The organism is Micromonospora inaquosa (assembly GCF_003857055.1).
GTDB lineage: Bacteria > Actinomycetota > Actinomycetes > Mycobacteriales > Micromonosporaceae > Micromonospora > Micromonospora inaquosa.
In genome coordinates this window covers 1-11,002 of the sequence record NZ_QGSZ01000405.1, presented here as the reverse complement: position 1 = coordinate 11,002, position 11,002 = coordinate 1, and the positions used below count along the sequence as shown (strand labels likewise).

Sequence of the window (11,002 nt, the reverse complement as noted above, 5' to 3'; positions counted from 1 at the left end):
GGGTGGAACATCGTCGGGCGGATTGGCTGTTGCGCTTGATGTGTTGGTTAGCTGCCGGCAGCCACCGATCGGAGACACCGTGGACCGCGCCCAACTCGCGAGCTTCCTGCGCACCCGCCGCGAAGCCCTCCAGCCCGAGGACGTCGGGTTGCCCCGGGGCCCGCGCCGACGCACCGGAGGGCTACGCCGCGAGGAAGTCGCCACGTTGAGCGGAATGTCCACCGACTACTACAGCCGGTTGGAACAGCAGCGCGGGCCGCACCCCTCCGAGCAGATGCTCGCCGCGCTCGCTCGTGGCCTGCGGCTCTCCCTGGCCGAACGGGACCACCTGTTCCAGCTCGCCGGGCAGGCCGTTCCGCACCGGGCGATACGGGCCGACCACGTGAACCCGGGCATGATGCGGATTCTCGACCGAATGCACGACACCCCGGCCCAGGTCGTGAACCACCTCGGCGAGACCCTGGCGCAGACCGCGCCGGCCGTCGCCCTGCTCGGTGACGAGACCCGGCACACCGGCCTGGCGCGCAGCGCGCACCACCGCTGGTTCACCGACCCGACGGCACGGCAGCTACACCCGGCGGAAGACCACCAGACGCAGAGTCGCCTGCTCGTGGCGCATCTGCACGCGGCGTACACCCGCGACGGGCGGGGCTCGCGGGCCGCCGCGCTCGTCGACGACCTGCTGGCCAAAAGCGTCGAGTTCGCCCAGCTGTGGCAGGAGCACCCGGTGCCCGCCGGGTACTGCCCACCCAAGCACTTCGTGCACCCGGAGGTCGGGGCGTTGGAGCTGCACTGCCAGACGCTGGTGGACCCGGACCAGTCGCAGACGCTGTTGGTCTTCACCGCCGTGCCCGGGTCGCCGAGCGACGAGAAGCTGCGGCTGCTCTCCGTCATCGGCGGCCAGCTCGTCTGACCGCGCGTTCAGCTCCGGGCGGGATAGCGGGCCGGGCTGACGCCCAGGTAGCGCCGGAAGTGGCGGGTCAGGTGCGCCTGGTCGAAGAACCCGGCCGCGACGGCGGTCTCGACGGGCCGCTGCCCGGCCAGGAGCAGGCGACGCGCCAGCTCGACCCGACGGCCGGTCAGGTACGAGTGCGGTGGCACGCCGTGCACCTGGGTGAACGTCCGGACCAGGTGGGTCGGGTGGGCGTGCAGCAGCTCCGCGGCCTCCCTCAGCGTGACGCCCTCGACGGTCCGGGCGTCCAGCAGCTCCCGTAGTCGGACCGCGAGGCCGCGTCCGGCCGGCTGGCCATCGACCGCAGGGCGCTGGCGGAGCTGGCGGTGTAGCCGGTCCAGGATGAGAGCGAGTCGGCTCTCGGCCTCGAACTCGTCGCCGGGCGCGGCCAGTGCCTGGTGCAGGTGGTGGATCCGTTCGCGCAGCCGCGGATCGGCCAGGTCCGGCTCGTCCACGGCCCGGCCGACCAGCTCGGCGTCGAGCGCAGAGGTGTCGAGGTAGAGGACCCGCTTGCGGAAGCCGTTCGGGGTGGCGGAGCTGCCGTCGTGCGGGACGTACGGCGGGAGCAGGGTCACCGACGTGCGCAGCGCGCCGTGCCGGTGCCGGTCCAGGTCGAAGCGGACCGCGCCGTCGTCGACGATCAACAGAGTCCACACCTCGTGGATGTGCCGAGGGTAGGCGTGGTCCACGAAATGGGCGTGGAAGACCTCGGCGACCCCGGCTACCGCGGGTCGCCATGCGCTGACGTGCGAGCCAGCCAGGCGGGTGGCCACGCTAAGAACGTACAAGACCGGGCGGTGTCGGGGCGGGCAGGCTCGACGCCATGACCGAACCGATCCGCTTTCCCACCAAGATCGCCGTACTGCTCCGTAACGACCTGGCGAGCTGGCAACGGCTGAACGTCACCGCCTTTTTGGTCAGCGGCATCGCGAGCACGCTGCCGGAGTTGCTCGGCGAGGAGTACCGCGACGCGGACGGCACCCGCTACCTGCCGATGTTCGGCCAGCCGGTGCTGGTCTTCGCCGGAGATCGGGCGACGTTGGTCGGCGCGCACTCACGCGCCCTCGCCCGGGGTCTACGGGTGGCGATCTTCACGGCCGAGCTGTTCGCCACCGGTAACGACCGGGACAACCGCGCCGCCGTCCAGGCGGTCGGACGGGAGAAGCTCGATCTGGTGGGCTTGGCGCTGCACGCGCCGCGCAACGTGGTGGACAAGGTGCTCAAGGGCGCGTCGATGCACCCGTAACGGCATCCGTGGCGACGAAGACATTGATATCGGTGTCTGCGGCTGTAATGATTAACACACTTTACAGTTGTTTCGCCGCCCGGAAGGACCCCGACATGGCGCGACGATTGGCCGGGCTCGTGCCCCGCCACCCCCGCATCAGACTGACCGCCGCGCTCACCGCGGCCCTGCTCGCCGTGCCGGCCGGCCTGGTCGTCGGCGCGTCGCCCGCCGTGGCGGCCGCGACGGGCGCCATCACCGGGTACGGCGGCAAGTGCGTCGACGTGGCCGCCGCGAACCCGGCCAACAACACGCAGGTCCAGCTCTTCACCTGCAACGGCTCCGCCGCGCAACAGTGGACGGTGGCCGACGACGGCACCATCCGGGCGCTGGGCAAGTGCCTCGACGTCGCCGCCGCCAGCACCGCCAACGGGGCCCGGGTGCAGATCTACGACTGCAACGGCACCGGGGCGCAGCAGTGGTCGCCCAGCGCCGGCCAACTGGTCAACCCGGCCTCGGGCAAGTGCCTCGACGCGACCGGCCCCAGCTCGGCCGACGGCACCCCGCTGCAGATCTGGAGCTGCACCGGCACCGCCAACCAGACCTGGGCGTTGCCCACCGGCGGCACGACTCCACCGCCGTCGAGTGGTTTCACCCACCCCGGCGTGCTGGTCAGCCGAGGCCAGCTCGACTTCGTCCGGGGCCGCGTGCAGGCCGGCGCGCAGCCCTGGGCGGCGGCCCACAACCAGATGATGAGCAGCCGGTACGCCTCTCTCTCGCGTACCCCGGCTCCCCGCTCGGTGGTCGAGTGCGGTTCCTACTCCAACCCGAACAACGGCTGCACCGACGAGCGTGAGGACGCGATCGCCGCGTACACCGACGCGCTGGCCTGGTACATCACCGGGGATGCCCGGTACGCGCAGAAGTCGATCCAGATCATGGACGCGTGGTCGGCCACGATCACCGCGCACACCGGCAGCAACGCTCCGCTGCAGACCGGCTGGGCCGCCTCGGTCTGGCCCCGGGCCGCCGAGATCATCAAGTACACGTACGCGAGCTGGCCCAACGCCAACCGCTTCGCCACCATGCTGCGCACCGTCTACCTGCCGGTGGTGCGCAACGGCTCGAACAGCAACGGCAACTGGGAACTGACCATGATGGAAGCCGCCGTCGGCATCGCGGTGTTCCTGGAGGACCGGTCCGCGTACGACGCGGCGGTCACCCGCTTCCTCAACCGCGCCCGGGCCTTCGTCTACCTGCCCAGCGACGGCGCCCTGCCGTACACGACGCCCGGCAGCGGCCTGGACACCAGCTCGGAAATCATCGGTTACTGGCAGGGCCAGTCCACCTTCGTCGCCGGCCTGGCCCAGGAGACCTGCCGCGACTTCGTCCACACCGGGTACGGGATCTCCGCCATCTCGCACGTCGCGGAGACCTCCCGGATCCAGGGGCGGGACCTGTACCCCCAGGTCGGTGAGCGACTGCGTCAGGCGCTCGGCTTCCACTCGCGCTACCAACTCGGCGAGGCGCCGCCCTCCTGGCTCTGCGGCGGCAGCCTCACCCGCGGCCTCGGCCCGATCACCGAGGTCGGCTTCAACGCGATGAGCAACCGGTTGGGCAACGTCATGACCAACACCCAGACCCTCACACTGCAACAACGTCCGGCGGGAACCAACAACCTCTTCGTCGCCTGGGAGACGTTGACCCACGCCAACAACCCCAACTGACCAGGCCGCCGTGGGGCGGCGCCGGCTGCCCGGCGCCACCCCACGGCGGTGCTCAGTTGTCAGCCCCCAACGCCACCACCGGGCTGACCCGCGACGCCCGACGGGCCGGCAGCACCCCGGCCAGCGCGGTCAGCCCGACCAGCACCACGAAGAGCACGGCCAGCGGCAGCAGCGGCGCGGTCAGCGGTGCCTCGATCCCGAGGGCCTGGACCGCCAACCAGGCGTACGGGATGCCGAGCACCAGGCCGATGGTCGCGCCAATCAACCCGTACAGGCCGGACTCGACGGTCAACATGGTGCGCAGGCCGGCGCGGGACAAGCCGATCGCCCGGAGCAACCCGGACTCGCGTACCCGCTCCACCACCGAGAGCGCGGTCGTGGAACCCACCCCGACGACCGCGATCAGCACGGTCAGGCTGACCAGACCGACCGCGATCGAAACCAGGGTGCGCACCAACTCGTCGTTGCGGTCCCGTTCGTCGGCGAGCACCGCGAGGCCCACCCCGTCGCTGCCTCCGATCGCCTGCCGCAGCGCCCGCACACCAGCGGTGCGACCGTCCTCGCCGGCGCCGGCCGCGTCGGCCAGCAGACCGGTGTACGCGGCCGGCACGCCGAGCCGGTCCAGGTCGGCCGGATCGGTGAGGATGCCCGTGTGCAGCGGCCCGTCACCGGGCAGCACCGCGACCACCCGCACGTCGACAGTGCGGGTGGCGACGGCGAGCGTCACGGTGTCGCCGGCCCGCAGACCGGCGTCCCGCGCGACCCAGCTGTTGAGCACGATCCGGCCCGGGCCACGGTCGGCCAGGCTGCCCTGGGCCACGTCCAGGTCACCGGTGCTCGGCAACGCCGCCAGGTCCAGATCGCTGGTCGGATAGCCGGACTCGACGTCGCCGAGCTTGTCGGCGCCGCGCAGCAGCGTGGCGTCGTCGACCTTCCGGTACGGCACCACCCGGGCCAGTGCGCCGCGCGCCGCCTCGGCCCGGCTCACCACGGCCGGCGGCAGCGTCCCACCGTTGCTGGTGACCTCGAAGTCGGTCGGGGCCGCGAGCGCCATCTCGCGGTCGGCGAGCACCTGCAGGGACGCGCCGCCGATGACCACCCCGGAGATCAGTGTCACGCCCAGCGCGACCACGACGGAGACAGCGGCCGCCCGACGCGGCGTCCCGCCGATGCCGCCGACCGACATCCGTCCGAGCGGCCCGAGCTGGCGCAGCGGCCAACCGACCACGGCCAGCACCGGACGCACCAGCAGCGGCCCGAGGGCCACCAGCGCGAAGAACGCCAGCGCGCCGGACCCGACCAGCAGGAGCAGTGGCATCGAAGGGTCGTAGTTCGACTGGTCCGGCTTCGGCAACTGGCTGATCGTCGCGGCCACCGCCAGGATCGCGCCGACGGCCAGGAACAGCCCGCCGACCAGACGGAGGGCCCCGATGCCGCGCCGGCCGGCAGTGGTGCTCGCCGTGCGCAGCGCCTCCAACGGGGAGACCCGGGCGGCCGAGAGCGCCGGCGCCAGCACGGCCAGCACGGTGATCACGACGGCGCCGATCACCACCGTGACCGCCGCCGACACCGGCAGGCCCGGCGAGGAGACCGCGTGGCCGCTGGCGCGCAGGATCGCCGGCAGCGCGTACCCGAGGGTGAGGGCGCTGGCGACCCCGACGACACCGGCGACCAGCCCGGTCAGTGCTCCCTCGGCGGTCAGGGCCCGCACCAGGGTGCCCCGACTCGCACCGACCGCCCGCAGCAGCGCGAGCTGCCGCATTCGCTGGGCGAAGACGATGCGGAAGGTCGAGGTGACCACCAGCGCGGCGGCGATGACCGCGATGGAGACGAACATGCCGACCAGGATGAAGAGTCTTCCGACCTCCTCGGCCGCCGCGTTGGCCTCGGCCTCGCGCACCTCGGCACCGGAGCGGATCGGCTGGCCGGCGACCGCCGCCGTCACCCGCTGGCGGACGGCCTCCGTCGAGGTGCCGGAAGCGACCCGCACGTCGACGCGCTCCACGGCCGTCAGGCGCGCCCAGGCGATCACGGCGCTGTCCGGCGCGTACGCGTCGTAGCCGGCGTCGACGTCGGTCTCCACCACGCCGGTCACGGTGAGTGGAGCGGGGGTGGTGAGTTCGCCGCCCGTACCGCTGGTGGTGGTGCCGACCGAGAGCCCGAGCCGCTCGGCGGTGCGCGGGGTGATCGCGATCTCGCCGGGCTGGTCCGGGTAGCTGCCCTCGATCAACCGGAGCGTGCTCAGCGGGCCGGTGCCCGGGTCGGACTGGAGGTTGAGGTATCCCTCGCCGATGGAGATCCCGGTCGCCGCCCGGGCCACCGCCTCGGCCACACCGGGCACGGCCCGGATCTGCCGCACGTCCGTCACTGTGGGTGCCGGCACGCCGGGGCTGCCGATCACCAGGTCGGTTACGGCCGGGGTGCCGCTGAGGTTGTCTCGCACGGTCCGCTCGGTGATCTGCTGCACCAGCACGGTGCCGAAGACGACGAACGACGCGACCAGGATCGCCAGGCCGGTCAGGATCAGCCGGCCGGGCCGCCGGGCCGCGGCGGCCGTCTGGGTACGCAGCACTGTCGCCCTCATGCGCGGGCCGCCAGGTCACGCAGGGCGTCGGTGACCGACACCTGGTTCGGCTTGTCGATCTCGCCGGCCAGCCGGCCGTCGGCGAGCAGCACCACCCGGTCGGCGTACGCGGCGGCGATCGGGTCGTGGGTGACCATGACTACGGTCTGGCCGAGGTCGCGTACCGAGTCGCGCAGGATGGTGAGCACCTCCGCACCGGAGCGGGAGTCGAGGTTGCCGGTCGGCTCGTCGGCGAAGACCACCTCGGGGCGGGCCACCAGCGCCCGGGCCAGCGCGACCCGCTGCTGCTGACCGCCGGACAGCTCACTGGGCCGGTGGTTCAGGCGGTCGCCGAGGCCCAGCACCCGCACCAGGTGCGCGAGGAGCTCGGCGTCGGGCTGTCGGCCGGCGAGGTCCAGCGGCAGGGTGATGTTCTGCGCGGCGGTGAGCTGCGGCAGCAGGTTGAAGGACTGGAAGACGAACCCGATCCGCTCCCGGCGTACCCGGGTCAGGGTTCGGTCCGACTGGCCGGTCAGCTCGGTGCCGCCGAGCAGGACCCGACCGGAGGTGGCCGTGTCGAGGCCGGCGAGGCAGTGCATCAGGGTCGACTTGCCGGACCCGGACGAGCCCATGATCGCGGTGAACTCGGCCCGGCCGAAGCCGACCGAGACCCCGTCCAGGGCACGGACGGCGGTCTCGCCGCTGCCGTACACCTTCACCAGGTCGACCGCGGCGACCGCGGCGTGGCTGGTCTGCGGCGGGGCGTGGGTTGTCATCGTTCCTCCAGTGGCTACGTGGTGACCCGGAAAGCGTCGCCGGCACCGGCGGGTGGGCGCATCGGCCCGGGGCCGGGTATCGCTGGCACCGGGTCTGTCTTTCGGCCGATCTGCCACCTCCGTCCGGTTGGCTACGCTGGGTCACCATGAGCACGCCGGATCTTCGACGTTTGTGGGTACGCCTGGCCCAGGCTGCCGGGCTGGTGGCCTTTGGCCTGCTCGCTCTCTTCGACTTCGCCGCCAGCACGGCGGATGACGACAGCATCGTCGCTCTCCTGCTGCTGCTGGTGCCGATGGGTTTGGCAGTGGCGACCGTGCCCCTCTGGCTGCCGGTGCACCGGCTGGGTTCCCGCCGGCTGCCGGTGGCCGCGCTGGCACTCGCCACCGCCTCACTGGCCGTGACCGCAGGGGTGGTGGTCGTCTCCGGAGGCGGCGGCATGATGCTCGCCCGCACCTGGGGGCTCGCCGAGTCGGCTGGGCTGATCGGCGTGGTGTTCGTGGTGAGCCGCTGGGGCGCGCCCCGGCTCGCCCCGTGGGCGGCGGTGGCCGCCGGGCTTGCCGTCGCCGCGATGCCGCTGCGCGTCGGCACCGAGAACCTGCTGGTGATCTTCGGTCTACTTCAGGTGCTCGCCGCGGCCGGCGCCGCCGGGGTGGGGCTCTACCTGCGAGTCGTCGCCGCCGGGCGGGAGCGGGCGATCGCGCTGGTCCGGGCCGAGCAGCGCGCGGAGTTCGCCCGTGATCTGCACGACTTCATCGCCCACCACGTGACCGGCATCGTGGTGCAGGCGCAGGGCGCCCGGTTCGTCGCCGAGCAGGACCCGCGGCGGGTGATCGTCGCCCTGGAGCAGATCGAGCGGGCCGGTGCGGAGACGATGGCCTCGATGCGGCGGATGGTCGGGATCCTGCGCAACCCGCACGCCCCGCCGGACGCGCCGCTGGCCCCACTGGCCGGGGTGACCGAGTTGGAGCCACTGCTGACCGGGTTCAACGGCGCGGCGAACGCGCCGGCCAGACTGCACGTCGACGGCGACCTCAACGGACTTCCCGTGGAGGTCTCGACATCGGCGTACCGGGTGGTGATGGAGGGGTTGACCAACACCCGTCAGCACGCGCCGGACGCACGCTCGGTGGACGTGGCCGTGCGGCGAACCCCGGACTGGTTGCTCGTCCGGGTCGCCGACGACGGCGCGTCGCCGCGTACCGCGCCGGCCCGGGGGCACGGCTTCGGTCTGATCGGCCTCACCGAGCGGGTACGTGCCCTCGGCGGCACGATCACCGCCGGGCCCGGTGTCGCCGGTGGCTGGGTGCTCGACGCGGCGTTCCCGCTGCACACGGCGGTGGACCGGTGATCCGGGTGTTGATCGCCGATGACCAGGCCATGGTCCGGACCGGCTTCGGCATGATCATCGGTGCCCAGCCGGACATGGAGGTGGTCGGCGAGGCCGCCGACGGGGTGCACGCCGTCGAACTGGCCCGCCGACTGCGCCCGGACGTGGTGCTGCTGGACATCCGGATGCCCCGCCTCGACGGTCTCGAGGCCCTGCGGCTGCTCGCCGGGCCGGGCGTCGCCGACCCGATCCGGGTGGTCGTCGTGACGACCTTCGACCTCGACGAGTACGTGCACACCGCGCTGGCCAACGGCGCCTGCGGCTTCCTGCTGAAGGACTCCGGCCCGGCCCTGCTGGTGGAGGCGGTCCGCGCGGCCGTGTCCGGCGACGCGCTGATCAGCCCCTCGATCACGGTACGGCTGCTGGAGCATCTCAGCTCACCCGCCCCGGCGCGCGACGACGGCGGCCTGTCACCACGGGAACTCGACGTCGTGAAGCTCGTCGCCCGGGGCCTGACCAACGCCGAGATCGCCACCCAGCTCTTCATCGCCGTGGGCACGGTCAAGACCCACCTGGCGAGCGTGCAGATGAAACTCAAGGCCCGCAACCGGGTCGAGATCGCCGCCTGGGCCTGGGAACGCCGCCTCGTCGGCTGACGGGCAACGGCGCGGCCGAGACTGCCCTAACATCAATGATGGTCAATGACTGGTCCGCTGCGGTCACTCGGAGGCGAGGTCATCATCGTGCCTGATCATCCGTTCCGCAGAATCCGGTCAAAGGCCGCCGCGCTGGCCGCGTGCGCGCTGGCGGTGACAGTGGTCGCGGCCGGCGCGACCCCGGCGTACGGCGCCACGGACACCGAACGACCCACCACCCCCGGCCCGATCACGGTCGTCGCCGTCGACACCACCTGGGTCGAACTGACCTGGGCCGCCTCGACAGACGACGTGGGGGTGGTCCACTACCCGGTCGGCGTCCGGTTCGAGGATTTCGGCGCCCAGTACTCGACCGACACCACCAGCATTCGGATCACCGGCCTGCGGCCGTCGCGCACGTACACCTTCTTCGTGGCGGCGGTGGACGCGGCCGGCAACCGCTCGCTGTCCGACCCGTCCCTGCGGCTGACCATGCCACCGGGAGACGACCAACCGCCCGGCGCGCCCGGCCAACCGGTCGCCTACGACGTCGCCTCCACAGTGGTGTGGGTCCGCTGGGCCCACTCGGTGGAGAATGTCGCACTTGAACGGTACGAGGTGTTCCGGGTCGACGTCGGCGGCGCCCGCACCCGGGTCAGCGAGATCTACCAGTACCCGCCCGGCCGTAACAGCACCCAGATCAGCGGGTTGACGCCGAACACCACGTACACCTTCGTGGTGCAGGCCCGGGACGAGGCGGGCCACCTGTCACCCCTGTCCGAACCGGTCACCGTGACCACGCTGCCACCACCACCGAGCTGCGCGGTCCGGTCGACAGTGGGGCAGTGGCCCGACGGGCTCGTGGCACGCCTCCTGGTCACGAACACCGGCTCGACGGCGATCGACGGCTGGACGATGAGGTGGCGGTTCTACGCCGCTCAGCACCTGCGCAGCCTGTGGGGCGCGGAGGTCGTCGAGCGCGACAGCAGCTATCTGCGGGTGCGCAACGTCCGCCACAACGCGCTGATCCCGCCGGGCGGCACGGTGTCGCTGGGGTTCGTCGCCACCGGGTCGCAGACGCCGCAGGAGGTGACGCTCAACGGCGGCGTCTGTGTGGTGGCGGCTGAGTAACACTCGGGTACGAAGTCTGGCGCGCGCCGGGACATCTTGCGACGCTAACGCCTGTGTATGACTACGACCTGTTGGTGCTGGGTTCCGGACCCAGCGGTCAGAAGGCCGCGATCGCCGCCGCCAAGCTCGGCAGGCGGGTCGGCATCGTGGACCGCCGCGACATGATCGGTGGGGTGTGCATCAACACCGGCACCGTCCCCTCCAAGACCCTGCGCGAGGCGGTGCTCTACCTGACCGGCCTGAGCCAGCGGGACCTGTACGGCAGCAGCTACCGGGTCAAGGAGGAGATCACGGTCAGCGATCTGGCCGCCCGGACCCAGCACGTCATCACCCGGCAGACCGACGTCATCCGCAACCAACTGGCCCGCAACCGGGTCGCGATGATCACCGGCACCGGGCGTTTCGCCGACGCGCACTCGATCTGGGTCGACGGTGGCTCCGGCCGCGAGTCCAAGGTGACCTTCGACAAGGTCGTCATCGCCGCCGGCACCCGCCCGGCCCGCCCGGACAGCGTCGTCTTCGACGACCGGACCATCGTGGACTCCGACGGTGTCATCAACCTCCAGGCCGTACCCCGCAGCATGGTCGTGGTCGGCGCCGGTGTGATCGGCATGGAGTACGCCTCGATGTTCGCCGCGCTCGGCACCAAGGTGACAGTGGTGGAG

10 protein-coding genes are annotated in these 11,002 nt (G+C 72.0%); 7 read left to right on the top strand and 3 right to left on the bottom strand.

From position 1 onward, the window contains the following. The first annotated feature begins 79 nt into the window (after positions 1–79). The gene (locus tag DLJ59_RS35990; protein WP_124778567.1) at positions 80–913 is read left to right on the top strand and encodes a helix-turn-helix transcriptional regulator; all 834 of its coding nucleotides are present in this window, start codon (positions 80–82) and stop codon (positions 911–913) included. Positions 914–921: 8 nt separating this feature from the next. Here DLJ59_RS35990 and DLJ59_RS35985 read toward each other — a convergent pair whose 3' ends face one another. Next, the gene (locus DLJ59_RS35985) at positions 922–1,725 is read right to left on the bottom strand and encodes a helix-turn-helix transcriptional regulator (RefSeq protein WP_244236410.1); all 804 of its coding nucleotides are present in this window, start codon (positions 1,723–1,725) and stop codon (positions 922–924) included. A 50-nt stretch (positions 1,726–1,775) separates the two neighbouring features. Here DLJ59_RS35985 and DLJ59_RS35980 point away from each other — a divergent pair, with 50 nt between their 5' ends. Both DLJ59_RS35980 and DLJ59_RS35975 read left to right on the top strand, forming a co-directional pair. Then, a complete protein-coding gene (locus tag DLJ59_RS35980; RefSeq protein WP_124778565.1) occupies positions 1,776–2,198 on the top strand; it encodes a DUF2000 domain-containing protein in 423 nt (140 codons plus the stop codon). 95 nt (positions 2,199–2,293) lie between these two features. After that, complete coding sequence (locus tag DLJ59_RS35975) at positions 2,294–3,904, top strand: ricin-type beta-trefoil lectin domain protein (protein WP_124778564.1); 1,611 nt, start codon at positions 2,294–2,296, stop codon at positions 3,902–3,904. A 52-nt stretch (positions 3,905–3,956) separates the two neighbouring features. Here DLJ59_RS35975 and DLJ59_RS35970 read toward each other — a convergent pair whose 3' ends face one another. Together DLJ59_RS35970 and DLJ59_RS35965 are read right to left on the bottom strand one after the other, a co-directional pair. Then, complete coding sequence (locus tag DLJ59_RS35970; protein WP_124778563.1) at positions 3,957–6,488, bottom strand: ABC transporter permease; 2,532 nt, start codon at positions 6,486–6,488, stop codon at positions 3,957–3,959. Next, positions 6,485–7,243, bottom strand: a complete 759-nt coding sequence (locus DLJ59_RS35965; protein WP_124778562.1) for an ABC transporter ATP-binding protein — start codon at positions 7,241–7,243, stop codon at positions 6,485–6,487. Before DLJ59_RS35965 ends, DLJ59_RS35970 begins: the two co-directional genes overlap by 4 nt. Positions 7,244–7,389: 146 nt before the next feature. On the opposite strand from DLJ59_RS35965, the gene DLJ59_RS35960 reads away from it, so the two are divergent. From DLJ59_RS35960 to DLJ59_RS35945, 4 genes are all read left to right on the top strand, one after another. Then, positions 7,390–8,592, top strand: coding sequence for a sensor histidine kinase (locus DLJ59_RS35960; RefSeq protein WP_124778561.1), 1,203 nt, complete (start codon positions 7,390–7,392; stop codon positions 8,590–8,592). Continuing rightward, on the top strand, positions 8,589–9,227 hold the full coding sequence (locus DLJ59_RS35955; RefSeq protein WP_124778560.1) for a response regulator: 639 nt from the start codon (positions 8,589–8,591) through the stop codon (positions 9,225–9,227). Before DLJ59_RS35960 ends, DLJ59_RS35955 begins: the two co-directional genes overlap by 4 nt. Before the next feature lie 87 nt (positions 9,228–9,314). Further along, positions 9,315–10,337 (top strand): cellulose binding domain-containing protein, encoded by a 1,023-nt coding sequence (locus DLJ59_RS35950; RefSeq protein ID WP_158630958.1) that lies wholly within the window; start codon positions 9,315–9,317, stop codon positions 10,335–10,337. Between the two features lie 53 nt (positions 10,338–10,390). Beyond that, the coding region (locus DLJ59_RS35945) for an FAD-dependent oxidoreductase (RefSeq protein ID WP_124778558.1) at positions 10,391–11,002 on the top strand (612 nt) is incomplete at its 3' end.

Bases quoted from the DNA above. Each gene is read 5' to 3' on its own strand.
- DLJ59_RS35980 (WP_124778565.1), top strand. From the start codon at position 1,776: ATGACCGAACCGATCCGCTTTCCCACCAAGATCGCCGTACTGCTCCGT.
- DLJ59_RS35975 (WP_124778564.1), top strand. From the start codon at position 2,294: ATGGCGCGACGATTGGCCGGGCTCGTGCCCCGCCACCCCCGCATCAGA.
- DLJ59_RS35970 (WP_124778563.1), bottom strand. From the start codon at position 6,488: ATGAGGGCGACAGTGCTGCGTACCCAGACGGCCGCCGCGGCCCGGCGG.
- DLJ59_RS35965 (WP_124778562.1), bottom strand. From the start codon at position 7,243: ATGACAACCCACGCCCCGCCGCAGACCAGCCACGCCGCGGTCGCCGCG.
- DLJ59_RS35960 (WP_124778561.1), top strand. From the start codon at position 7,390: ATGAGCACGCCGGATCTTCGACGTTTGTGGGTACGCCTGGCCCAGGCT.